Origin of the sequence: Flavobacterium nitrogenifigens (genome assembly GCF_003254565.1) — a bacterium.
Lineage (GTDB): Bacteria > Bacteroidota > Bacteroidia > Flavobacteriales > Flavobacteriaceae > Flavobacterium > Flavobacterium nitrogenifigens.
In genome coordinates, this window is record NZ_QJRI01000180.1 from 298,308 (window position 1) to 323,245 (window position 24,938).

Genomic DNA, 24,938 nt, shown 5'->3' on the forward strand with positions numbered 1-24,938 from the left:
TTATTCAAATGTATTATTACAGTTAGATACAAAACGTATAATATTTTTGAAAATTGTTACATAATTTACATTTTTAGAAATTTGGAGCGTTAAAATTCTTAAAAACCTGCTTTTGAGGCGTTTATTTTAGGATTATGGATGAAATTAGCTGAGAAGTGAGAAGATCTTCCATTTCTAAGAGATTTTCTTCTTCGGCAAAATTACTGGCCTTATAAGAAAACAATTTCCATCGTTTTTTATGATATTCTAAAGCAGTTAAGTTTTCTACCCAGTCGCCCGAATTTAGATATAAAGTAGAGCCGTGTTTGTTTTCTTTGGTTATGATTTTTGGCTCATGAATATGTCCACAGATAACATAATCGTAATTTTTTTCAATGGCTAGATCGGTTGCGGTTGTTTCAAAATCAGAAATAAATTTTACCGCTTTTTTAACGCTTGCTTTTATTTTTTTAGAAAAAGAATAAGGTTCGCGTCCTAATTTTGCCAGACACCAGTTAGCAAAACGGTTTGTTAAAATCAGATAATCGTAACCTAATCCGCCTAGTTTTGCAATCCATTTTGAATGCTGTACAGAGGCATCAAAAACGTCTCCGTGAAAAATCCAAGCTTTTTTATCGTCTAATTCTAAAACCAATTTATCAACAAGTGCAAAATTTCCCATATTCATATCGCTGAATTTGCGAAGTATCTCGTCGTGATTTCCAGTAATATAATACACTTTTGTTCCTTTAGAAGCCATTCCGATTATACGCTGGATAACGCGTAAATGTGCTTTTGGGAAATAAGATTTACGAAACTGCCAAGCATCAATTATATCGCCGTTTAAGACTAGAGTTTTGGGTTTAATGCTTGAAAGATAGTTGTTTAGTTCTTTTGCATGACTTCCGTAAGTTCCTAAATGGACGTCAGAAAGAACGACCAATTCGACATTTCTTTTTTTCAATTTTTCTTGATTTGAAGTTTTACAAATGAAAGAAAGTTTGTGAAATCTGACTTTATTAAAAGGTTATTAAAAGGTGGATAATTTTACCAAATTGTGATTTTTATTCCATTTAATGTTTCGTTAATAATACCAGTTTTAAATTTTTTAATTTAATTCATAAAACTTACATTTGCTCAAAACAAAACACAATGGCAGGAAACAGCTTCGGCACACTATATAAAGTAACTACATTTGGAGAATCTCACGGTGAAGCTTTAGGCGGAATTATTGACGGATGCCCTCCAGGAATACAATTAGATTTTGAAGCAATTGAAGTTGATATGGCTCGTAGAAAGCCAGGTCAGTCAGCAATTGTTACACAGAGAAAAGAACCAGACGCGGTTCAGTTTCTATCAGGAATATTTGAAGGAAAAACAACTGGAACTCCAATTGGTTTCATTATTCCAAATACCAATCAAAAATCAGACGATTACTCTCATATAAAAGATAACTACAGGCCAAGCCATGCTGATTATGTTTACGATCAGAAATACGGTTTTCGTGATTATCGCGGTGGTGGAAGAAGTTCTGCGAGAGAAACAGCAAGTAGAGTAGTAGCAGGAGCCATTGCAAAACAAATGTTGCCTGAAATTAAGATCAATGCTTATGTTTCTTCTGTTGGTCCAATTCATTTAGATACACCTTATCAAGAATTAGATTTTTCTAAAATTGAAAGCAATCCAGTGCGTTGTCCAGATGAGAAATCTGCAGCGATTATGGAAGAATATATTCGCGACATCCGCAAGCAGGGAGACACTGTTGGAGGTGTTGTGACTTGTGTAATTCAGAATGTTCCAGTTGGTCTAGGTGAACCAGTATTTGATAAACTTCACGCAGAATTAGGAAAAGCAATGCTTTCTATTAATGCTGTGAAAGGTTTTGAATACGGAAGCGGTTTTTCTGGTTCTGAAATGAAAGGAAGCGAACATAACGATTTATACAATCCGGACGGAACAACAAAAACAAATCTTTCTGGCGGAATTCAAGGTGGTATTAGCAACGGAATGGATATTTATTTCAGAGTTGCTTTTAAACCTGTTGCAACTATCATGCAGACTCAGGATTCGTTAGATAATAAAGGAAATATTACACCAATGACAGGAAAAGGACGTCATGATCCGTGTGTAGTGCCTCGCGCAGTGCCAATCGTAGAAGCGATGGCTGCAATTGTTTTGGCAGATTTTTATTTAATCAACAAAACATATTAATAAAAGGTAAGACAGTGAGGGTCTTATATTTTAATAATCAAAAAATAATTTAATGCAAGAAGTTACAGAAACTAAAAAAACATCATTTCTTTCGGGATTAACAGGGCAGATTATAATTGCGATGGTTCTAGGAGCCATTTTAGGAATTATTCTGCACAATAGCATTTCACCCGAGGCAGCGCAGGCATTTAGCAGTAAAATTAAAATGCTGGCAACCATCTTTATTCGTTTGGTGCAAATGATTATTTCTCCATTGGTTTTTACGACTTTGGTGGTTGGAATTGCGAAATTAGGTGATATTAAAACTGTTGGAAGAATTGGAGGAAAAGCTATTGGATGGTTTTTTACAGCGTCATTTATTTCGCTTCTAATCGGATTGTTTTATGTAAATATTTTGCAGCCAGGTGTTGGTTTAAAATTAGATCACGTTGATATGGCAGCAGCTTCTGAAGTTACTGGTAAAACACAAAACTTGTCTTTTGATAATTTTGTTGAGCATATTGTGCCAAAAAGTATCGTTGAAGCAATGGCTACTAATGAGATTCTTCAAATTGTAGTTTTCTCAATCTTCTTCGGATTAGCGGCAGCTTCTTTAGGAGATACAGTAAAGCCTATTATTGGTGCTTTTGATAGATTATCACATGTCGTTTTAAAAATGGTAAACTATGTAATGAAATTTGCGCCAATTGGAGTTTTTGGAGCAATTGCAGGGGTGTTTGCCATAAGAGATGCAGAAGAATTGGTGATTACTTATTTTAAATTTTTCGGTTCGTTTTTAATAGGAATTAGTACTCTATGGGTTATTTTAATTGCCATCGGATATATTTTCCTTAAAGGAAGAATGACTGAATTATTAAGACGTATTACTGGGCCTTTAGCAATTGCTTTTGGAACAACAAGTAGCGAGGCAGTATTCCCTAAATTGACAGAAGAATTAGAAGGTTTTGGAGTAAAAGATAAAATTGTTTCTTTCATGCTGCCGCTTGGATATTCGTTTAACCTTGACGGAAGTATGATGTACATGACTTTTGCCAGTATTTTTATTGCACAATTCTACAATGTGCATTTAGATTTAGGAACACAAATGGCAATGCTTTTAGTTTTAATGCTTACCAGTAAAGGTATTGCTGGTGTGCCAAGAGCAAGTTTGGTTGTAGTTGCTGCAACTTGTGGTATGTTTGATATTCCGATTGAAGGTATTGCATTGATTCTTCCAATTGACCACTTCTGCGATATGTTTAGAAGTGCAACTAATGTATTAGGAAATGCGTTAGCGACTTCTGTTGTTGGACAATGGGAAGAGAATAAAGAATAAAAATATACTGAGATTTTAATTTTTTTATCTTAGTTATTGAAATAATATTTGAAAAGCTGTATTTTTTTATGAAATACAGCTTTTTTTTATTTTAAAGTGTATATTTGATCAAACTAGCCGATTGATGCCCCAAAAACGGATTTTTTTACTTTTACTTTTGGTTCTGAATTGCTTTGCCAATTCAGCGATCTCGCAATCTAATTGCAGCCTTGATCCTAAAATTGATAAGACGGTAAAGAAAGCACTTTTGAATTTTAGGGAATCTAATTTCGAGAAATCACTTATTTATTCTAGAGTAGCTTTAAATGCGGCAACAGCAATAAAAGATTATTGCCTTATCGCTCGTTCGTATAATATTATTGCAGCCAACTATAACGAACTAACTGAGTTTGATAAAGCTATTTTCTTCTATAAAAAAGGACTGTACTACGCTAATAAAACGGAAAATGATTCTATAAAATGTCTTCTCTATAATAATTTAGGGAATATGTATTGTTTCGAAAAAAAGAAGTTTGATGAAGGAATTCGAAATTATAAAAAAGCAGTTGCTTATGCGTTGAAAATTAACGATTTAAAAGAGGTTTATTTTACCAACGTTAATATCGCATGGGCTTATTTTGATATTGGAAATTTCAATCAAGGGTATCTCTTTTTAAAGTATGTAAACAGTACTAAAATTAAGTATAATGACGGATCGACAGAAGTTATCGTTGATATGCTGAATGGTATTTATTCTAGCCATAAAAATGATAATAATGCTGCAAATACCTATTTTTTGAGCGCCATTGAAGCAGGGAAAAAATGTCAGGAGAAGACAGATTTAGCACAAGTTTATTTAGAATACTCGCATTTTTTAAATAAAATTAGAAAGCATAAAGAAGCTTATGATGCACTTGTTAATCATTATAATGTTTCAGAAAAATTATATGATGTTAAGAAACTTAAAAGAGCATCTCAAGCAGGTTTAAGTCTTGAACTAGATGAGTATAAAAGGCAAATCGACAAGGTTGAAGGAGAAAAAGTAGAGCAATCGCAGAGCTTAAGAAAATCAAAAATCATTGTAATTCTTTTTATTTTGATTTCGTTGATTCTTTTAATTTTAATTATCACACTAATAAGGAACATTAGATATAAGAAGAGACACAATTTAGAGCTTCTTAAAGCAAAAGAAATTGCCGAAGAGGCCTCTTTGCTTAAAACCCAGTTTATATCGACTATAAGCCACGAATTACGCACTCCTCTTTATGGCGTTGTCGGAATCACGAATATGCTGCTCGAAGAACATAAAGAAATCTCAAGAAGCCAGCATTTAAGTTCTCTTAAATTTTCTGCAAGATATTTATTGTCTCTTGTGAATGATATTCTGCAGATTAATAAAATTGAAGAAAATAAAATTGTATTAGAAAACCTCACTTTTAATATTTCTGACGAAATTACGGTAATCAAAAACTCGCTTTCTTTCCTTTCACAGAAAAACAATAATAGAATTTCTACCAATATTGATTCAAATATTCCTGAGTATTTAATTGGAGATAAACTGCGTCTCGCTCAGATTTTAATGAATTTGGTGAGTAATGCATTAAAATTTACTAAAGACGGACAAGTTGAAATTAATGTAAGATTGAATAGAATCGAGGGAAAGCTATATTATTTAGATTTCTTAATTAAAGATAACGGAATTGGAATTGCAGTTGCAGATCAGAATAAAATTTTCGAAAAATTTGTCCAAGTTGGTAGAAGAGATGAAGATTATCAAGGTACAGGCTTAGGGCTTAGTATTGTAAAAAGATTGCTAGGACTTTTTGGAAGCACAATTACACTGGATAGTGATATTGGAAAAGGAACTGCATTTTCGTTTACAATTGCGTTCGAACATGATTTAGCGAAAACCAAAAGCATTATTGATGAAATTGAAGTTGATTTGACTTCGAGCGAAATTTATAAAATTTTAGTAGTCGAAGATAATTTGATTAATCAGCTTGTAACGAAAAAGATCATCGAAAAAAATAATTATTCTTGCAAAGTTGTAGATGATGGTTTTGCGGCGCTTAAAGCTTTGGAAAATGAAACGTTCGACCTGATTTTAATGGATATTAATATGCCTTTAATGAATGGGTTTGAAACCACTAAACGAATCCGTCTTCAGGGAATTGAAACGCCAATTGTGGCCTTAACCGCTTTTGATAAAGACGAAATTACAGATGAGGCTATTTCATCTGGAATGAATGATATAATCATTAAACCTTTTGAGCCGGTTAAATTATTCAAAATAATCAACTTCCTTATAAAAGAAAAAAACGCTGTTTAGTACCAGCGTTTTTTGTTTTTCTTTGCGTTTGTTGATTTTCTCGATTTATGAGCACCACCGCTTCTGTTTGAATTTTTAGGTTTTTCTCCAGCTTCCGGACTTCCAGAATGCCATTGATACGGATGATCTGCAATTGTTTTTACATCAACCTTTATTAATTTCTGAATATCTTTCCAATAAGGAAGTTCATCTTTCCCGCAGAAAGAAATTGCAATACCACCGTTTCCAGCACGACCTGTACGACCAATACGGTGAACATAAGTTTCAGGAATATTCGGCAAATCAAAGTTGATTACATAAGGTAACTGTTCAATGTCAATTCCTCGCGCTGCAATATCAGTAGCAACCAGAACGCCAACTTCTTTGTTTTTAAAAGCATCTAAAACTCTTTGTCTTGCATTTTGCGATTTATCTCCGTGAATCGCTTCTGCAGGGATATCTTTTTTACGAAGTGCTTTAACAACATTATCTGCACCGTGTTTTGTTCTTGAGAACACTAGTACATTTGATAAATTTTCTTCTTTAATTAAAGTATATAACAGGTTTCTTTTTTCTGTTTTATCAACAAAATAAATGCGCTGTTCTACATTTTCTGCAGTAGATGAAACTGGTGAAACTTCAACCTTTGCTGGATCTTGAAGAAACATTTCTGCAAGCTCGCGAATAGCGATTGGCATTGTTGCAGAGAAAAGCAAAGTTTGTCTGTTTTTAGGAGTAAGTTTTACGATTTTTTTCACATCGTTTATAAAGCCCATATCCAACATCTGATCGGCTTCATCAAGCACTAAAGTGTGTAGATGATTTAAATCAAGAAAACCTTGCTTATGAAGGTCAAGCAAACGTCCTGGAGTAGCGATTAAAACATCAACTCCATTTTTTAAAGCGTCTACTTGAGGGTTTTGTGAAACTCCTCCAAAAATAGTCAGCTGTGTTAAATTGGTATATTTAGCATAAGTGTCAAAACTTTGTCCAATTTGAACGGCTAATTCGCGAGTAGGTGTAACTACAAGCGCACGAATCTGTTTGGCTTTTTTTGACGAACCAACGATACGGTGTAGTTGGTGTATAATTGGAATGGCAAAAGCTGCTGTTTTTCCTGTTCCTGTCTGCGCACAGCCAATTAAATCACGACCTTCTAAAACAATCGGAATTGCTTTTTCTTGAATAGGAGTCGGATTTAAATAGCCTTCTTCAAATACGGCTTTTTGTATACTTTTTGAAAGTGATAAATCTTCGAATAACATATCTTAGGTGTTAACTATTTTAGTTTTAATTCTAAAATGCCGTGCAAAGATAGGTTTATTCGGTTAATCCTTTATTTGAATTGGCTTTTATTTGGCAAAACCAGTTTGTTTTGCATTAGAAACTGGCTTTTTTTGAATCAGTCTTTTTCAATATTTGCTTTAACAAAATCGGTCACTAAATAACCAATTAACTTGCCGATTAAGTTATTGTTTGGCGAATTATCTAAATCTGGTGCGCCTTCGCAGATATGCAAATACGCTGCGTTTTTATGTTCACCAAAGAAAGAAACAAACTGTCTCAATTCTTCGACAGAAAATCCGCTTATGGTCATGGCGCTGCTCGCAATGTTTGGAATTGCATCTAAGTCGACTTCGATTCCAAAAGCATCATTTTTAATAAAATCCAAAGCTGTAATCATTTCGCGATTAAAGTCTTTTTCTTTTCTAATATTGACACTATCGTAAGTATTATAGCGAACACGGTCTTCCAGTTTTTTGATAATGTCTAAAACACTTTTTGAAGTGTAGTTCTCATGAAGTCCAAAAATGAAATATTTCTTTAAAAAACCTTCTTCATAAGCATAAGAAAAGCCATTTCCGCTATGACGCCCCTCTAAAATCCTAAAATCAGAATGCGCATCAAAATTAATCGCGTTTACTGGTTTTCCTTTTGCAAGAGCGGCACCTTTAATATTTCCGTAGGCGTTGTTATGGCCTCCACCAATAATAATTGGTGTTTTTCCGGCTTTAATTATGGTAAAAATAATATGAGATACTTCTTTGTCTATTTTTTCAACCAGCTGGCTTAATTTTGAGCGATCGTCAATATCATTAAAATCTAGGTTTTCAACTTCTCGCATTTCATTTGAAACGTTGATTTGTCCTAAAACAATAATGTTGCTTCCTTTGCAAAATCTATTATGCTGAATGTTTGCAATGCTTTTTATTGCACATTGCCATGCCGATGCAGCTCCAGGCCTTCCATAATTGGCACGTACGCCAATATCTTCAGGAATTCCTAATAGTACATATTTTGCTTCACTTTCTTTGAGAAAACTGACTTTGTCAACTCCTGGCGGAATAACAATCATTTTTTCTCCGAACTTTAATTCACCACTTCTATGATTTGTGACTTTTGCTAAATCATTTATAGTGAAAGGGATTAATTTTTCCATGAAAAAAATTTATTTTCCAAAAATAATATAATTGTAGAAACTTACGTTATTACCTTATATTAATTCTTAAATTTGTTATTAAAGAAAATTATTTAAATATGGAAAACCCAAAGAACAACAATTCAAGTCTAAAGGCGGTAATCGCAGTTTTAGCAGTCCTACTGATCGGTAGTTTAGTGTATATTTTTAAATTGTCTTCTGATACAGAGGTTGTTAAGACTGAATTGACCACAACTTTGACTGAAAAAGAATCTGTAATGAAAGATTTACAGGAGTTAAAAGCAACTTATGATGCTGCAATTGCTGAAAATACTTCGATGTCTGATGAATTAATCCAAGAAAGAGATAAAGTAGTAGCTTTAATGGATGATTTGAACAAGTCTAAAGGAGATGTTTCTAAATACAGATCACAAGTTCAGGCAATGCAAAGCAAAATGAAAACTTTAGTTGCTGAAAACGATGAGTTGAAAAAACAAAATGGTGTTTTAACTACTCAAAGAGATAGTACTATTGTAGTTTTAGGAGAATCTAAGAAATATAATGAAGTATTAGTTGGTCAGAACGAAGAATTAGCTAAAACTGTAGAAAAAGGTTCTAAATTATCTGTTTTAAATACTAAAACTTCAGCTTACAAATTGAAAAGCTCTGGTAAACAAATCGAAACTGATAAAGCAAGCCGTGCTGATGTTTTGAAAGTTAGTTTTACAATTGCTGAAAATCAAATTGCTAAATCTGGAGACAAGACGTATTATGTTCAAGTTATTGATTCTAAAAACAATGTTTTAGGAGAAAAGAAAACAGAAAGTTTTGGTGATAACACTTTAACTTACAGTTTTAAAACTACAGTAAAATATGAAAATAAAACTGTACAAGTAAGTGAAGATCTTCCAGGAAAAGATTTTGCTAAAGGAACTTATTTTATCAATGTATTTGATAATGATGAGTTGGTTTCTAAAACTAGTTTCAGTTTAAGATAATTTTGCCATAGGGATATAATGCCACTTAGATATTAAAGGTCTGTGATTTTCACAGACCTTTTTTTATGCTTGAAATTGAATGGTTTTTATTGTTTGAAAAACAATACGTTTCCCGTGGTTGAAACCACGGGCTATATTTAAATTTAAATCTTTGAAATAATTACTCTAAAATTTTACCTTCAACAAAAACAGATTCAATAAGATTACTTCCAAAAGCGTAAGGAATTTGATAATAAGAAGAAATTGGTTTTGTTAGAATCAAATTAGCTTTTTTACCTTTTGTGATGCTTCCGTGTGTTTCTGAAAGGCCCATTGCGTATGCTCCGTTAATTGTAGCAGCATTTATAGCTTCTTCTGGTGTCATTTTCATTTTGATGCAAGCTGTCGCCACAACAAAATTCATATTTCCGGATGGAGTAGAACCAGGGTTAAAGTCTGTTGCTAATGCTAAAGGTAAACCAGCTTTTATCATTTCGCGAGCTGGCGTATAAGGAATGCTTAAAAAGTAAGAGCATGAAGGCAAAGCCACAGGCATTGTTTCTGTGTTTTTTAATGCTTGTATATCTTCTGGATTCATTATTTCTAGATGATCTACAGAAAGAGCATTAAATTTAACGCCAGCCTGAATTCCGCCAATCGAATTAAATTGGTTTACGTGAATTTTTGGTTTTAAGCCAAATGCCAAGCCTGCTTCCATTATTTTTTCGGTTTCTTCTACAGAAAAATAACCGCTTTCGCAGAAAGCATCTACGTAATCTGCTAGTTTGTTTTTAGAGATTTCTGGAAGCATTTCGTTGATAATTTCGTCCAGATAACCTGCTTTATCGTCTTTGTAATGTAAAGGAAAAGCATGTGCGCCTAGAAATGTTGCTTTGATTGCAATAGGGTAGTTTTCGGCCAGTTTTTTAATTACACGAAGCATTTTTAATTCTCCATCAACTGTTAAGCCGTAACCTGATTTAATTTCTACGGCTCCAGTTCCTAAATGCATTACTTCTTCTAAACGAATTTTAGATTGCTCGTAAATTTCTTCTTCTGAAGTTTCGTTTAGTTTTTTAGCCGAATTAAGGATTCCGCCGCCACGATTAGCGATTTCTTCATAAGAAAGTCCGTTGATACGGTCTACAAATTCTTGCTCGCGATTTCCTGCATAAACAATATGTGTATGGCTATCGCACCAAGACGGGAGCACAACTTTTCCTGTTGCATCAATAGTTTTATCGGCATTGATTTTTGGAAGATTATCCATTGAGCCGAAGTCTTCAATTAAATTGTCTTTTAAAACTAAAAAAGCATTTTTAATTGTTGGAAGATTAGCCATTTCAGCACCTGAAACTTTACCAATAGAAGTTTCGCGAATTTGGAGTAACTCTTGTATGTTTGTAATTAAAGTGATCATCTTTTAGGGGATATATGTAAAAACACAAATTTCACAAATTTTCACGGATAAATATGTGAAAACTTGTGAAATTCGTAAAAATCTTTTTGTTTAAGATTTATTCTGAAACTGTTATTTCAAACATTTTGCTCCAGTTTTTCCCAGTTACAAAAATGGTTTTAGTTTTAGGATTGTATGCAATTCCATTTAATACATCTTCAGTTGTAATATCGTTCATAGATTTGCGTAAATCAGAAAGATTTAAAATTCCTTCAACAGCACCGTTTTCTGGATTTACAACTGCAATAGCGTCTTTAAACCATACATTTGTGTAGATTTTTCCGTTAATCCACTCTAGCTCATTAACAGCTTTGATTTTTGAATTTCCAGAATAAACATTCACATAATCGATCATTTTTTGAGTATTTGGGTCAACTTTCCAAATCTTTTCTGTTCCGTCAGTTTGATAGATATATTTTCCGTCATTCGTCATTCCCCAACCTTCAATATCTTTTTCGTAATCAAAAGTTTTTTCTAGTTTTAATGTTTTAGCATCGTAGATAAAACCTTTTTTGTTTTTATATGTTAATTGGAATAATTTGCCATTTATAAAAGTGATTCCTTCTCCAAAATATTGCTGATCGAGATCAATTTGTTTAAAAACTTTACCCGTTTTATAATCGTACTTTTTTATAAATGAAGCGCCTTCTTGTCCAGTGCTTTCATATAAAGTATCGTTGTAAAACTCAAAACCTTCTGTGAAAGCTTTTTTATCATGCGGATAGGTATTTACAACTTTATACTTTAATAATTTTGGTTCGATATCAGAAACCACTTCAATTCTTTTAGTTGCATCAGAAGAATCTCCACCAAAATAAACTTTAGCTTTTAGGTATTGGTATCCTAATTTTTGATCTATTAATTCAAATCTAAAATTTTCTTTGCCTTTTGTTCCTCCAACTCTTTGGTCGTTTATGAAGTAGGCAACGCTGTCGATTTCTTTCGAATTTGGGTTTAAAATTCCAATATTAAGGACTTCTTTTTGCGTAAAATGAGCTGGAAAAGCAGAATCATCGATAGTAAATAAAGAATTTTCACCTTTATTTTTTTCTTTGCATCCAATTAATGTGATTCCTAATAAAATGACAGCTAGGAAGTTATATTTTTTCATAGTTTAAAATTTCAATAAGCCAATATACGATGTTATTTTTATAGCAACAAAGCTCTTGCAAAAATATAAAAAGATTGTATATTTGCACCGGCAAGTCCTACACGACCAGCTCCTGCAGACTCCCCCAGGATGGGAACATAGCAAGGGTACGTGGTTGAGCGGTGCGATGTAGGTCGCTTGCCATTTTTTTTAGAATTTAATTAGTTTGCAATCTTCCTTTTAGGAGGATTTTTTTATTTTTGACCCTATCTGAAGTTAGATGTTATTGGTTAAAAGTTAATCGTTGAGCATTTTATGTACTGTTCAAAATAATACCATTCTCCAAAACTCATAACTCATAATTCATAACTTATAACTAAAAAAATGAGTAAAGTCGTTTTAATTACCGGAGGATCATCAGGAATTGGAAAATCTATTGGTGAGTTTTTACATCAAAAAGGTTTTGTTGTATACGGAACAAGTAGAAATCCTGAGAAAGTTTTAAATTCAGTTTTTCCTTTAGTAGCTTTAGATGTTCGAAATGTTGATTCTATTAAAAACGCGGTAAACAAAATTATTGAAACTTCTGGAAGATTAGATATTGTAATCAATAATGCTGGGGTTGGGATTACAGGGCCTTTAGAAGAAATTCCGACAGAAGAAATTAGAAATAATTTTGAAACGAACTTTTTCGGACCGATTGAAGTTATGAAAGCTGCGCTTCCGCAAATGCGTAAACAAAATTCGGGACTTATAATCAATATTACTTCAATTGCGGGTTATATGGGATTACCGTACCGAAGTGTTTATTCGGCTTCAAAAGGAGCGTTAGAATTAATAACAGAAGCTTTGAGAATGGAAGTGAAAGCTTTTGGCGTTGAAATCACGAATGTTGCGCCAGGGGATTTTGCAACCAATATTGCGGCTGGTCGTTACCATGCGCCAGTTATTAAAGATTCTGCTTATGAAAAAGTGTATGGAGATGTTCTGTCAACTATGAATGATCATGTTGATGCAGGAAGCAATCCGAATGAGATGGCTGAGGCGGTTTATAAAATCATTCAGACTAAAAAACCGAATGTACATTATAAAGTTGGTGCTTTTATGCAGAAGTTTTCGATCGTGTTAAAACGAGCGCTCCCAGATAAAATGTATGAGAAAATGCTTATGAATCATTATAAGTTATAGAAAAATGTAAAAAACACACTTATTTTTAACAATTAAATCCAAAATGGTTTTGATTTTAAAAACGTTATTGATATTGATTTTGTAATTTTGCAGCTAGATTTTCTTTGAATGTTTATTTGGAGAATTTTGCAAACATATAAATACAAACAAACCATTTTTAATTAAACAAATTATGAAATTTTTTATAGACACAGCTAATTTAGCTCAAATTAAAGAAGCGCAAGCTTTAGGAGTTTTGGATGGTGTAACGACTAATCCGTCATTAATGGCAAAAGAAGGAATCACTGGAAAAAACAATATCCTTAAGCATTATGTTGACATTTGCAATCTTGTTGATGGTGATGTAAGTGCTGAAGTTAACGCTCTTGACTTTGAAGGTATGGTTAAAGAGGGTGAGGAGCTTGCTGAATTACATGAGCAAATCGTCGTAAAACTTCCTATGACTAAGGAAGGTGTTATGGCAGCTAAATATTTTTCTGATAAAGGAATTAAAACTAACGTAACTCTTGTTTTCTCTGTAGGACAAGCTATTTTGGCTGCAAAAGCTGGAGCTACTTATGTTTCTCCGTTTGTTGGTCGTTTAGATGATATTTCTACTGATGGATTGAACTTGATCCAGGAAATTAGAGAGGTTTATGATAACTACGGTTACGAAACTCAAATTTTAGCAGCTTCTGTACGTCACACAATGCATATTGTAAATTGTGCTAAAATTGGTGCAGATGTTATGACTGGACCTCTTTCTGCAATTTACGGTTTGTTGAAACATCCATTGACAGATATCGGTTTAGCTCAGTTTGTTGCTGACTTCGAAAAAGGAAATAAATAATCCTTAGATATTTACAAAATTAAAATCGTCTTTTTTCTAACGAGAAAAGACGATTTTTTTTTACTTTTATATTGAATCTTAAATAGTTAAATATGAAAGTTATCTTATTTATGTTGTCTTTTTTTGTAGCGAGTTTTTCTATAAACGCCCAAGCTGCTAAAGTTCTTACTTCGGTAAATGAGGCTGGAGATGTTGCAACTTATGAGTTGGATTGTTCGGTTAAATTTCAAACTCTTGCTAAAGGTCTTCGATATAACATTACAAGACACGAATTTAAAGGTCCGGAATTGAAAAATACGTATCGACTTTTATTGGTAATGGACGGATTTTATTCGAAAACATTAAACAGCGAAATGACGATCTCGGCAGTTTTAAGCGATGGCACCAAAATAGAGGCTAGAAAAACTATTGAAGATGATGGTTTTTTTGATGGAGCTTGCACGTTAAAAATAAAGGATCCTCAAGCGCTTTTAAATGCTGATATTGATAAGGTAATTATTCATGCAGACAAAGATGTGGTTTATCCTTTATCGGCGCAAAATAAAGCTGTTTTTAAGAAGAATTTGAGTAATATTATTAATGCGAAGTAAGGGGCTAAGGTTCTGAGATACTGAGGTTCTAAGGTTTCTCTTCTTTAGAAATAAAAAAAATCCAAATTCCGATAGTAAATTGGAATTTGGATTTTTATATATTGGATTTTTTTAATTTTAGTGTCCGCCACCTTCGCTTTGTACGTGGCTGATTCCTTGTTTTTTCAAGATTTTAGGGCAGTAGAAACCATAGAATCCTAAATATGCAAAACCAATAAGCGGTACAATGTAAGAGAAGTGAGTGTAAGTGATGCCGAAAATTCCGTTTGGATTTGTTGCATCTAAATCACAGATGCTTCCTTGAACTAATGGAATAACTCCACCTCCAAGAATCATCATAATTAAGAAAGAAGACGCTTTTCCTGTGTTTTTTCCTAATCCTGCAATCGCTAAATCGAAGATTGAAGGCCACATGATAGATAAGAATAATCCTCCAGAAATAAAGAAGAATTTAGCGATTTCTGGGTTTGGCCAAGCCAATCCTAAAACCATCATTGTTAATCCTGAAATTCCGAAAAGCATTAAGGTTTTTCCAGCATTTTTACCGCCAACAAAACTTACAGCGATAAATAATAAAATCCAGATTGGGTAAATGTAGAATGAAGAAACATCGTGAGCGGCAAAGATATTTGCTCCAATAATTACTCCAAAAGCTAAAGCTGGTACGATAAATTTCAGTGCAGTATTTACCAAGTTAGAAGTATTGAATACGTTTACTCCACCATTCCAACGTCCGATCATTAAACTTCCCCAATAAAGCGCAATAAATGGTGCAACAGCGTCTTCTAGGACATTTCCGAACTCATGAGTGTGCAATAGGGCAGGTAGATTACTGATGATAGTTACCTCAGTTCCAACATAAATAAAAATTCCTAACATACCCAAGTATAATTGCGGGTAGTCAAGAATATTGAAACTGCTGTGTTTGTCTTTGATGATTGCTTCTTCTTCTTTTACCGGATCTTCGATTTTAGAAAAATTCATGAAAACGGCAACAGCAATAAATGCAAGACCTAAGATGATGAATGGCAATTTAATATCTTCTAATGAAAGAGCTGTTTTTTTGTTGTCTCCCATTCCGAATAAAGCGATACCTAATAAAATAGCTCCGATTGTTGTACCAAAAGAGTTGATTCCTCCTGCAAGTGTCAAACGGTGTGCTCCAGTTTCTGGACTTCCCATTTTAATAGCTAAAGGGTTTGCTACAATTTGTTGAATCGAGAATCCTAAACCTACTGTAAATAAAGCGGTTAGAAAGAAAGGAAAACTTTGAATTGTAGCCGCTGGAACGAATAAAAACGAACCTACAGCAGACAAAATTAACCCTGCAGATAAGGTTCTTTTGTAGCCGTATTTTTGCAAAACGTCTACTTTTAAAGAAACGATAAAGAATATAATTGATCCAACAAAATAAGCAGCGTAGAAAGCCCAAGCTACTAATTGAGATTGTACTTGCGATAACGTAAATACTTTTTTGAATACTGGAATCAGGATGTCATTGGCTGAACCAACAAAACCCCAAAAGAAGAAGACGATTATCAAAGAGATAAATTGCCCCCATTTGGTTTGCACATTTTCTGAACTCATAATAATAAGGTTAATTTTTTATTTTATTGTTTTTTGAAGACCGTAAATATATTTGTTAGGATTATCAAAAAAAAATAAAAAGGTATAAATAATGTTAAATTTAAACCAACGGCTCTGTTTTTTCAACAAAGTGTTAATTTTAACCTACTTAGAAAATGTAATTCGTAATTATATTTTATTCCAATATCTTGTTTTTAACTTCTTTACTGTAGTTTCGGCCTATTGGGATGTTGTATGATTGAATTTGCACACGGTTTCCTTCTATAGATTTTACCTTATTTAGTGCAATTACATATGATTTATGGATTCTAAGGAAACGATCTGCGGGTAATTCTTCTGATAGCGATGTAAGAGATTTATGAGTAATATAGGTTTTATCTGGCGTGACCACTTTTATATATTCCTTCATTCCTTCAACAAATAAAATTTCTTCAATATTAATTTTCATCATTTTTTTATCGACTTTAATAAAAATATGAGAATCGCCTTTTGTGGTTTCTACTTTAATATTGTTTTTGAGATTGTATTCGGTAGTAATTTTATTGATGCATTTTATAAATCTTGGTAGCGGAATTGGTTTTACCAAATAATCTAATACATCCAAATCATAGCTTTCAGCTGCAAATTCTCTAAATGCTGTAGTAATGATAACTTTAGTTTTGTTCTCAATTAGGCTGATAAGTTCAAAACCAGTCATCATAGGCATGTTAATATCTAAAAAGACGGCATCAACAGGGGTGCTGTTGATAAAATCAAGCGCCTCTAAAGAGTTATTGAATGTCGCTACAACTTCAAAATCTGTAAAATTGGTGAAATAATTTTGCAGGACTTTGATAGCTAAAGGCTCATCATCAATTAACACACATTTAATCTTCATTCTGAGTTGGTATTTGTAATCTGATTATGTAGAAATTTAGTTTGGTTTGGTGTTTAAGGCTAAAATTGTTTCTGTAAATTAGTTTCAGTCTCTTTTTTGTATTAACCAAACCAATTCCTCTTTTCGGATTATGATTTTGTGAAATTACAAAATTATTTAAGATTTCAAAATCGAGTGTTTTATTGTCTATAACTCTACAATTGATTTTAATTTTTAAATTTTTGTTGTTTAAACCTCCATGTTTAAAAGCATTTTCAACCAATGAAATAAAAATTAGCGGAGGTACAACAACATCTTCTATATTAGATTCTAGATTAATGGTTACTTCAACATTTTCAAAACGAAGCTTTTCAATTTCTATATAATTCTGTATATAATCGATTTCCTTTATTAGAGGAACAAATTTGGTTCCTTTTACATCATACAATACATATTCCATCAAGTTGGAAAGCTTGATAATTACATCTGGAACTTTCTTGGAGGATTCTAGCGATAAAGCATATAGATTATTTAATGTATTAAAGAAGAAATGTGGCTGAATCTGATTTTCAAGATACTTAAGTTTTATTTTAAACTGGTTTTCTCTTAAAGATCGGTTTCTTTCTCTTTCTCTTAACCATGTTAACGTGAGGTAAACAGATGATGCCATTGCCAGTACATAAAGCTCTCCAATGCAAACGGCAACTATGTGATTGATTTCAAATGGATGATATTCTCTATTGGCTTCCGGCCAGATATTTTCAGATATTATATAATAGGTAAGGGCCGTTTTAGCCAAATAAATTGCAAATAGGCTTAGAAGCAATAAAAATGTATACATAATGTATTTTTGCTTCAATACATACCTTGGAACTAAAACAAATAAATTGAGATATACTAAAGGAATAACCAGTGAAAATTCGATTAAGTTTGATTTGAATGCATAAGGATAATCATTAAAGTAAGCACCCCATCTTAAAAAGTTTAAAGTAAAGTATACTCCCCAGAACCAAACATGGTTTTGCAGTTTAATGTCAAATTTAACTTTTCGTATTTCTTTCAATTGGTTGTGTTAGTTAGATAAATTTAGTTTTTCTTAACAATACTGAAATATTGTGCAACTTTAAACAATTAACTGCAATATGCCAATTTTTTTGAATAAAATTTCGCAAAAAAAGGATATTGGTGCTTAATTTTTCTATTAGAACGTTTTCGTAAAGCGTATTATTGAATGATTTATGTCGTTCGTTTAAATTTTGTTGTCGTTGGTTTAATTTATTTTTTTTAACAATGCCTTAAGAATAATTTTACTTCATAACTAACAAAATAAAATAAACATGAAAAAAATTTTCTTAATCTTTATGATTGTTTTTACGGCGCAAGTTTCGCTTGCACAAGTAAAAAGTGTCAAAGGTGTGATTACAGATTCTGAAGGTATGCCATTACCAGGAGCTTCTGTTTTGGTACAAGGAAGTCAAAAAGGAACAACTACCGATTTTGATGGATTGTATACGATTGAAGTTCAAAAAGGACAGAGTTTAGTTTTCACTTATGTAGGGCTAGAAACTCAGACGATAGTTGTAGGAGATGCTTCTACAATTAATGTGAAGATGGTTCAGGGGGCATCAAATGCATTGAATGAAGTTGTGGTAACTTCTTTGGGTGTTAAGAAAACAAGAAAATCTTTGACATATGCTGCTCAAGAACTTAAAGGAGAAGAGTTGACTCGTGTAAAAGATGCCAACGTTATTAATACAATTGCAGGTAAAGTTGCGGGTGTAGCAGTAACAAAAAGTTCTGGTGGTACTGGAGGATCTACAAAAGTTGTAATTCGTGGTAATTCTTCTATCATGAACAGCCAGCCACTTTATGTTATTGATGGTATTCCTATGTATAATGGTACTTCAAATCAGCAAGGTAATACAAATGCGTCAAATGATTCATTTGGTAGTACTGCTGGGGGTAACCGTGACGGAGGAGATGTTATTTCTTTGATTAATCCAGACGATTACGAAGGAATGACTGTGCTTAAAGGTGCTGCGGCTTCTGTATTATATGGATCTCAAGGAGCAAATGGGGTTATTTTATTGTCTTCTAAAAAAGTTAAAGAAAACACAGGAAATTTAGCTGTTTCTTCTGTAACTACTTTTGAATCTGTTCACTCATTACCTGAATTTCAGTACGAATATGGTACAGCAGGTGCACAAAAATCTTGGGGAGGAAAAGTACAGTCAAAAGATTTCGTAAAAGACTTCTTCGGCACAGGAGTTACTCAAATTACTTCTGCTGCTTTTACGACTGGATCTGATGTTTCTTCAACTAGTATTTCTTATGCTAATACAGCTGCTTCTGGAGTTATTGAAGGTAACGGCTTAAAGAAAAACAACTTTGGAATTCGCCAAACTGGTAAATTTTTCAACAATAAATTAACTGTTTCTGCTGATGCTAAATATACAACTCAGACTATTGACAACAGACCTGTAAACGGACTTTACTCAAACCCATTAACGGGAGTTTATTTGTTCCAAAGAGGAAATGACTTTAATTATTATAAAGATAATTTTGAAACATTTATTCCTTCTAGAAACTTATATGGTCAAAACTTTTACAGTGCACCAAATGCTGATATATATGTTCAGAACCCTTATTGGTTAATCAATAGAAATAAATCTATTGATAAAGATAATTTCTTCAACGGAAATTTAGCTTTAGAATATAAAGCAAACAATTGGTTAAGCATTGCTGGAAGATATAGCTATAATAGAGTTGAAAACGATTATGATAAAAAGATTTATGCTACAACCAATACTTCTTTATCTCATATAAATGGTAGATATATAAATGTTGGCAATTTAAGTACACAACGTTACGGAGATTTGATTGCTAAAATTAATACTAACTTCAACGAAGATTTCAGTTTTAATGCTATCGTAGGAGCAAGTATCAATAACACAATAGCAAATCAACAGACTACATTAGATTCTGGTATTGTTGGCGGACTTGTAAATGCTAACTTGTTTACTTTGGGGAATTTTGCAAGCGCAAGTGGTTTAGATAACTTAAGTCTTCAGGCTACAGGTTCTTCAAGAGAGGTTCAGTCAATTTTTGCTTCTGCAACTTTTGGTTATAAAAACATGTTATATTTAGATGTAACTGGACGTAATGATTGGTCTTCTACTTTAGTAAATACTGATACTTCATCTTATTTTTATCCATCTGTAGGGGTTACTGCTCTTATTAGTGAAATGGCAACAATGCCAGAATGGATTAACTTCGGAAAAGTGAGAGGGACTTATGCTCAAGTAGGTAATGACGTTTCTGCTTTTGTAACTTCTCCAAAATCGACTATTCAAGGTGGTAATATTATTCCTCCTGTAGTAGGTCCAAGACCAGGTGAAGGATTGAAACCTGAATTGAAATCAGAATTTGAATTTGGTACTGAATGGAGAATGTTCAACAATAGATTAGGTTTTGAAATTTCTTACTACAACTCAGAAACTAAAAATCAATACATTCAAGTTCCAGCTCCAGCAACAAACCCTTACGGTTATACTTTCTACGGAATAAATGCTGGTAGTATTGCAAACCAAGGTCTAGAGCTAGTTGTTAGCGGAAAAATTATTGAGGGACAAAAATTCTCATGGGAAACTATGGTAAATTATTCTCACAATAGAAATAAAGTAAAAGAAATTCCAGCAGAATTAGGAGGTAAAATTCCATTAACTCCTGTAAATAATATTAACTACAGATACTCTTTAACAGAAGGAAGACCATTTGGTGTTATCGAAGGAAAAGGTATTGTTAGAAATGATAAAGGAGAAATTGTTTTAGACGACAAAGGAAACTTAGCAGTTGAAGCAGATTTCCATGAAGTTGGTAATGCAAACCCTGATTTTATGTTAGGCTGGTCAAACACATTCAAATTTGGTGCTTTTACAGCTAACTTCTTAATCGATGGACGTTTTGGAGGAGATGTAATGAGTATTACAGAATCTATGAATGATTTTTATGGAGTGTCAAAAAGATCTGGAGATGCTAGAAATGCTGGTGGTGTTGCTGTAAATGCAGTTATGCCTGATGGTACAAAAGTAACTAAGATGGATCCTCAGAAATATTATGAAGCGGTAGGCGGACTTAATGGAGCAACTGCTGAATACGTATACAGCGCTACAAATGTAAGTTTAAGAGAGGTTTCACTTGGATATACTTTCAACAAAAGAGCAATTCCATTTGTTAATACAGCAACTTTATCATTAATCGCAAGAAACTTATTCTTCTTTTATAAAGATGCACCATTCGATCCAAACATTGCTTTAAGTACAGGTCAGGGATTACAAGGAGTTGATATTTATGGTTTACCATCAACAAGAAGTATTGGTCTTAATTTAAATGTAACTTTCTAATTAAAACATCATGAAAACAAATAATATAAAAAAATCACTAATCTGTCTTGGTCTTTTGGCCTTAGTTGGTTGTACAGATAATTTTGACGAGATTAATAGCAATCCTGATGGTTTTACACAAGAGGAACTAACGCAAGACTTTAATCATATTAAGGGGCCTTTTACTACTATGTTTGACAACGTGATGGTAAATGTACCAGGTTGGAAGTATCAGGTGGCTATTGATTTATCGGGTAACACTTGGGGTGGATATACTACTGCACCAGGTTTTGACGGTAATAATAACCTTTCTTATGCACTTGCAGATAACTGGAACCTTTGGGGTTGGGAAGCTATTTACACACAAGTAATGGCAAATTACTTAAAAGTTGAAGCGGCATCTAAAGGAAAATATGATGAGTTTTATGCTTTGGCAACAATAGTAAAAGTACAGACTTTACATAAAGCAGCAGATTCATGGGGACCAATAGTTTATTCTAAATTAGGAACTACAGATGCAACAATTGGTTATGATTCTCAAGAAGAAGCTTATGGCTTAATGTTTAAAGATTTAGATTTTGCTGTTACGGAATTAACAAAAAGAATTGATGCTGGAGAAGCAAGCTCTTTTACAAAAATCGATCGTTCGACTTATAAAGGAGACTATACAAAATGGGTTAGATATGCAAATTCTCTACGTTTAAGATTAGCAATGCGTATTGTAAAAGTTAATCCAACATTAGCGAAAGCGGAAGCCGAAAAAGCAATTAGCCAAAAATTTGGTGTAATGACAGTAAATGCAGACAGCTTTATTGTGAATAAAGATGTTTCGCAACACCCACTTAGAGTTGCTGCTTACGAATATAATGATAGCCGTATGTCTGCAGATATGGAGTCTATCATGGGAGGTTACAGTGATCCTAGAATAAGTGTTTATTTTAAAACTTCAGAACAGTTTCCTGGAGAATATAAAGGAATCCGTACAGGTGGTATTCTTGGTGATAAGTCAAAACACATTAATTTTTCGAATTTTGGTAAGATAATAGACGAAGACAAACAAGTTGTTTGGTTAAATGCAGCTGAGATTTACTTCTTAAGAGCAGAAGGAGCTTTAAGAGGTTGGAATATGGGCGGTGACGCTGCGACATTCTACAAAGCAGGTATTACAGCTTCTTTTGAACAGCTTTCTGTAGGTGGTGCTGCTGACTATATTGCAAATAATGTGAAAAAAGCTAAAGATTATGTAGATCCAGTTGCTCCATTTAACAGTGGTTTAGCTGTGAATAATGTTACTGTTGCTTGGGATGAAACTGCAAGTAACGAAGTGAAATTGCAAAAAATTATTACTCAAAAATGGATTGCTAATTTCCCTGACGGTATGGAAGCTTGGGCTGAACACCGCAGAACTGGTTATCCTAAATTATTACCAATTCTTAACAACCAAAGTGCTGGTGCAATTACTACTGAATTTGGTGTAAGAAGAATAAACTTTGTTTCTACTGAAAAAGATGGTAACCCTGAAGGTGTTAAAACAGGTATTGCAAAACTTAACGGTCCTGATAACGGTGGAACCAGAACTTGGTGGGATGTTAATGCTCCAAATTTCTAAAAACGAGAATATTAAGTTTGGTTAGTAGTATGGTATAGATGGTGAAAGCTGTCTATACCATATCTTAAAGCCAAAAGGGTAACTACTACAAAAAAGAAAAAAATGAAAAGTGCTTTAGAAATAAAACCTGATATTAGTTACAAAAGCGCTGGAAAATTTGAAGAAACTCGTTTTGAGAAAATTCATAACGAAATCTTCAAAAATTCTATTGAAGCTTCTGTAATTGTAGCGCATGAAATTGCGCAGCTAATTAGATCTAAGCAAGAAAAAAATAAGCCTTGTGTTTTAGGTCTGGCAACAGGTTCTTCTCCTATAAAAGTTTATGAGGAATTAGTGAGAATGCACAGAGAAGAAGGCCTAAGTTTTAGCAATGTAATCACCTTTAATCTGGATGAATATTATCCAATGACTAAGGAGAACAATCAGAGCTATCATTATTTCATGCATGAGCATCTTTTTAATCATATTGATATCAAACCTGAAAATATTAATATTCCTGATGGTACGGTGGGAATTGATGAAATTAATCAATACTGCATCGATTATGAAATGAATATTAAGAATGCAGGAGGTCTTGATTTTCAATTGCTTGGAATTGGTAGAACGGGACACGTTGGATTTAACGAGCCAGGTTCGCACATCAATTCAGGAACAAGAATTATCACTTTAGATCATATCACAAGAGTCGATGCTTCATCTGCTTTTAACGGTATAGATAATGTGCCGAAACGTGCCATAACAATGGGAGTTTCAACAATTATGAGATCAAAACGCATTGTTTTGATGGCTTGGGGACAAAATAAAGCAGATATCATAAAGAGAACAGTTCAAGGTGATATCAGTTCTGAGGTTCCCGCTACATTTTTACAAAATCATCCAAATGCAACTTTTGTTTTAGATCAGTCTGCAGCTTCAGAATTAACCCGTTTCAAAACGCCTTGGTTAGTTGGTGAATGTCTTTGGACTCCCGAATTAAAAAGTAAAGCAATTGTTTGGCTTTGCCAGAAAACAAAACAATCTATTTTAAAGTTGACAGACCGTGATTACAACAATAACGGAATGTCTGACCTTTTGGCTCAGGAAGGTTCTGCTTACGATATGAACATTAATATGTTTAATATTCTACAGCACACCATTACCGGATGGCCAGGAGGAAAACCAAACACAGATGATTCATTTCGTCCAGAAAGGGCAAATCCGGCAAAAAAGAGAATTATTCTTTTTAGTCCGCACCCAGACGATGATGTGATTTCTATGGGAGGAACATTTTCAAAATTAATTAAGCAAGGGCACGATGTTCATGTGGTGTACCAAACTTCAGGAAATATTGCGGTTTCAGATGATGAAGCCTTGAAATTTGCAGAAGTTGCCAGTGATTTTGTTGGAGAAGGTCAAGCTGATATCAATTTCAAATCGGTTATTGAGTTTTTAAATAACAAATCCGAAAACCAAATTGATTCTTTGGAAGTTCGAAAATTAAAAGGATTGATTAGAAGAAGAGAATCTTACGGAGCAACAAGATATATCGGGTTGAAAGATGAGAATACACACTTTTTAGATCTGCCTTTTTATGAAACTGGACAAGTTAAAAAGAATCCGTTAGGGCCTGAAGATATTGCTATTGTAAAAGATATCATCGCAAAAATAAAACCGCATCAGGTTTTTGCAGCTGGAGATTTGGCAGATCCACACGGAACGCATGAGGTTTGTTTAAATGCCATTTTTGCCGCATTAAAAGAACTTAAATCAGAACCGTACATGGATGATTGCTGGTTATGGCTTTATAGAGGAGCTTGGCACGAATGGGATATTCACGAAATTGATATGGCCGTTCCGTTAAGTCCGTCTGAAGTTTTATTAAAACGTCATGCCATTTTACACCACCAGTCTCAAAAAGATAGAGTGATGTTTCAAGGAAATGATTCTCGTGAATTCTGGGTTAGGGCAGAAGATCGAAATAAAAACACTGCCGTATTATATGATGAATTAGGTTTAGCTGAATACGAAGCGATTGAAGCCTTTAAACGTTTTGATTACTAAAAAAATCCGATTCGTTTTTTAATGAATCAAATAGCAAAATTCAGATTGATCTCATTGCAAAAGTGAGGTAAAAGCTGAAATCATTCTGAGTTTTGTTTTTTTATATAAATTATTAGGATA

Annotated in this window: 18 protein-coding genes and 1 other RNA gene; 11 read left to right on the forward strand and 8 right to left on the reverse strand. The window is 33.4% G+C overall.

The features are described 5' to 3' along the window. Positions 1-121 precede the first annotated feature (121 nt). Positions 122-943, reverse strand: a complete 822-nt coding sequence (locus DM397_RS19895; protein ID WP_111379186.1) for a UDP-2,3-diacylglucosamine diphosphatase — start codon at positions 941-943, stop codon at positions 122-124. 188 nt (positions 944-1,131) lie between these two features. Between DM397_RS19895 and aroC the strand changes: the two genes are divergently transcribed. The 3 genes from aroC to DM397_RS19910 all read left to right on the forward strand — a co-directional run bounded on the left by aroC (position 1,132) and on the right by DM397_RS19910 (position 5,813). Then, positions 1,132-2,190 (forward strand): chorismate synthase, encoded by a 1,059-nt coding sequence (gene aroC, locus DM397_RS19900; protein WP_111379187.1) that lies wholly within the window; start codon positions 1,132-1,134, stop codon positions 2,188-2,190. 52 nt (positions 2,191-2,242) lie between these two features. Next, complete coding sequence (locus tag DM397_RS19905) at positions 2,243-3,505, forward strand: dicarboxylate/amino acid:cation symporter (RefSeq protein WP_111379188.1); 1,263 nt, start codon at positions 2,243-2,245, stop codon at positions 3,503-3,505. A 247-nt stretch (positions 3,506-3,752) separates the two neighbouring features. Further along, complete coding sequence (locus tag DM397_RS19910) at positions 3,753-5,813, forward strand: response regulator (RefSeq protein ID WP_239457884.1); 2,061 nt, start codon at positions 3,753-3,755, stop codon at positions 5,811-5,813. Here the strand turns inward: DM397_RS19910 and DM397_RS19915 are convergent. Further along, a complete protein-coding gene (locus DM397_RS19915) occupies positions 5,810-7,057 on the reverse strand; it encodes a DEAD/DEAH box helicase (protein WP_111379190.1) in 1,248 nt (415 codons plus the stop codon). The two genes, DM397_RS19910 and DM397_RS19915, sit on opposite strands and share 4 nt — an antisense overlap. Before the next feature lie 137 nt (positions 7,058-7,194). Beyond that, positions 7,195-8,232, reverse strand: a complete 1,038-nt coding sequence (locus tag DM397_RS19920; protein ID WP_111379191.1) for a formimidoylglutamase — start codon at positions 8,230-8,232, stop codon at positions 7,195-7,197. Between the two features lie 98 nt (positions 8,233-8,330). Here DM397_RS19920 and DM397_RS19925 point away from each other — a divergent pair, with 98 nt between their 5' ends. Next, positions 8,331-9,209: a hypothetical protein gene (locus DM397_RS19925; protein ID WP_111379192.1), complete on the forward strand. Its 879-nt coding sequence runs from the start codon at positions 8,331-8,333 to the stop codon at positions 9,207-9,209. 160 nt (positions 9,210-9,369) lie between these two features. Here DM397_RS19925 and hutI read toward each other — a convergent pair whose 3' ends face one another. Continuing rightward, positions 9,370-10,608, reverse strand: coding sequence for an imidazolonepropionase (gene hutI / locus DM397_RS19930; RefSeq protein WP_111379193.1), 1,239 nt, complete (start codon positions 10,606-10,608; stop codon positions 9,370-9,372). Between the two features lie 97 nt (positions 10,609-10,705). Next, complete coding sequence (locus DM397_RS19935; RefSeq protein WP_111379194.1) at positions 10,706-11,758, reverse strand: glutaminyl-peptide cyclotransferase; 1,053 nt, start codon at positions 11,756-11,758, stop codon at positions 10,706-10,708. An 88-nt stretch (positions 11,759-11,846) separates the two neighbouring features. Here DM397_RS19935 and ffs point away from each other — a divergent pair. The 4 genes from ffs to DM397_RS19955 all read left to right on the forward strand — a co-directional run bounded on the left by ffs (position 11,847) and on the right by DM397_RS19955 (position 14,344). Further along, positions 11,847-11,944: signal recognition particle sRNA small type (ffs, locus tag DM397_RS19940), an RNA gene on the forward strand. 177 nt (positions 11,945-12,121) lie between these two features. Then, positions 12,122-12,925, forward strand: a complete 804-nt coding sequence (locus tag DM397_RS19945; RefSeq protein WP_111379195.1) for an SDR family oxidoreductase — start codon at positions 12,122-12,124, stop codon at positions 12,923-12,925. Between the two features lie 172 nt (positions 12,926-13,097). Further along, the gene (gene fsa, locus DM397_RS19950; protein ID WP_066034088.1) at positions 13,098-13,754 is read left to right on the forward strand and encodes a fructose-6-phosphate aldolase; all 657 of its coding nucleotides are present in this window, start codon (positions 13,098-13,100) and stop codon (positions 13,752-13,754) included. Between the two features lie 92 nt (positions 13,755-13,846). Next, positions 13,847-14,344 carry a hypothetical protein gene (locus tag DM397_RS19955; protein ID WP_111379196.1) on the forward strand — a complete coding sequence of 166 codons (498 nt, stop codon included), beginning with the start codon at positions 13,847-13,849 and terminating at the stop codon, positions 14,342-14,344. A gap of 117 nt (positions 14,345-14,461) precedes the next feature. On the opposite strand, the gene DM397_RS19960 is transcribed toward DM397_RS19955, so the two are convergent. The 3 genes from DM397_RS19960 to DM397_RS19970 all read right to left on the reverse strand — a co-directional run bounded on the left by DM397_RS19960 (position 14,462) and on the right by DM397_RS19970 (position 17,850). Then, entirely contained in the window at positions 14,462-15,931 is a 1,470-nt protein-coding gene (locus tag DM397_RS19960; protein WP_111379197.1) for an MFS transporter, read from the reverse strand. Positions 15,932-16,106: 175 nt separating this feature from the next. After that, a complete protein-coding gene (locus DM397_RS19965) occupies positions 16,107-16,808 on the reverse strand; it encodes a LytR/AlgR family response regulator transcription factor (RefSeq protein ID WP_111379198.1) in 702 nt (233 codons plus the stop codon). After that, positions 16,798-17,850 carry a sensor histidine kinase gene (locus DM397_RS19970; RefSeq protein ID WP_111379199.1) on the reverse strand — a complete coding sequence of 351 codons (1,053 nt, stop codon included), beginning with the start codon at positions 17,848-17,850 and terminating at the stop codon, positions 16,798-16,800. Before DM397_RS19970 ends, DM397_RS19965 begins: the two co-directional genes overlap by 11 nt. A gap of 274 nt (positions 17,851-18,124) precedes the next feature. Here DM397_RS19970 and DM397_RS19975 point away from each other — a divergent pair, with 274 nt between their 5' ends. The 3 genes from DM397_RS19975 (at position 18,125) to nagB (ending at position 24,818) form a co-directional block, all read left to right on the forward strand. Beyond that, positions 18,125-21,190 carry a SusC/RagA family TonB-linked outer membrane protein gene (locus tag DM397_RS19975; protein ID WP_111379200.1) on the forward strand — a complete coding sequence of 1,022 codons (3,066 nt, stop codon included), beginning with the start codon at positions 18,125-18,127 and terminating at the stop codon, positions 21,188-21,190. 10 nt (positions 21,191-21,200) lie between these two features. Next, positions 21,201-22,778: a RagB/SusD family nutrient uptake outer membrane protein gene (locus tag DM397_RS19980; protein ID WP_111379201.1), complete on the forward strand. Its 1,578-nt coding sequence runs from the start codon at positions 21,201-21,203 to the stop codon at positions 22,776-22,778. A gap of 102 nt (positions 22,779-22,880) precedes the next feature. Then, positions 22,881-24,818 carry a glucosamine-6-phosphate deaminase gene (nagB, locus tag DM397_RS19985; RefSeq protein ID WP_111379202.1) on the forward strand — a complete coding sequence of 646 codons (1,938 nt, stop codon included), beginning with the start codon at positions 22,881-22,883 and terminating at the stop codon, positions 24,816-24,818. Positions 24,819-24,938: the final 120 nt, after the last annotated feature.

Excerpts from the sequence above, each read along its gene's own strand:
- aroC (WP_111379187.1), top strand. The coding sequence starts at position 1,132 with ATGGCAGGAAACAGCTTCGGCACACTATATAAAGTAACTACATTTGGA.
- DM397_RS19905 (WP_111379188.1), top strand. The coding sequence starts at position 2,243 with ATGCAAGAAGTTACAGAAACTAAAAAAACATCATTTCTTTCGGGATTA.
- DM397_RS19915 (WP_111379190.1), bottom strand. The coding sequence starts at position 7,057 with ATGTTATTCGAAGATTTATCACTTTCAAAAAGTATACAAAAAGCCGTA.
- DM397_RS19920 (WP_111379191.1), bottom strand. The coding sequence starts at position 8,232 with ATGGAAAAATTAATCCCTTTCACTATAAATGATTTAGCAAAAGTCACA.
- DM397_RS19925 (WP_111379192.1), top strand. The coding sequence starts at position 8,331 with ATGGAAAACCCAAAGAACAACAATTCAAGTCTAAAGGCGGTAATCGCA.
- hutI (WP_111379193.1), bottom strand. The coding sequence starts at position 10,608 with ATGATCACTTTAATTACAAACATACAAGAGTTACTCCAAATTCGCGAA.
- DM397_RS19935 (WP_111379194.1), bottom strand. The coding sequence starts at position 11,758 with ATGAAAAAATATAACTTCCTAGCTGTCATTTTATTAGGAATCACATTA.
- DM397_RS19945 (WP_111379195.1), top strand. The coding sequence starts at position 12,122 with ATGAGTAAAGTCGTTTTAATTACCGGAGGATCATCAGGAATTGGAAAA.
- fsa (WP_066034088.1), top strand. The coding sequence starts at position 13,098 with ATGAAATTTTTTATAGACACAGCTAATTTAGCTCAAATTAAAGAAGCG.
- DM397_RS19955 (WP_111379196.1), top strand. The coding sequence starts at position 13,847 with ATGAAAGTTATCTTATTTATGTTGTCTTTTTTTGTAGCGAGTTTTTCT.
- DM397_RS19960 (WP_111379197.1), bottom strand. The coding sequence starts at position 15,931 with ATGAGTTCAGAAAATGTGCAAACCAAATGGGGGCAATTTATCTCTTTG.
- DM397_RS19965 (WP_111379198.1), bottom strand. The coding sequence starts at position 16,808 with ATGAAGATTAAATGTGTGTTAATTGATGATGAGCCTTTAGCTATCAAA.
- DM397_RS19975 (WP_111379200.1), top strand. The coding sequence starts at position 18,125 with ATGAAAAAAATTTTCTTAATCTTTATGATTGTTTTTACGGCGCAAGTT.
- DM397_RS19980 (WP_111379201.1), top strand. The coding sequence starts at position 21,201 with ATGAAAACAAATAATATAAAAAAATCACTAATCTGTCTTGGTCTTTTG.
- nagB (WP_111379202.1), top strand. The coding sequence starts at position 22,881 with ATGAAAAGTGCTTTAGAAATAAAACCTGATATTAGTTACAAAAGCGCT.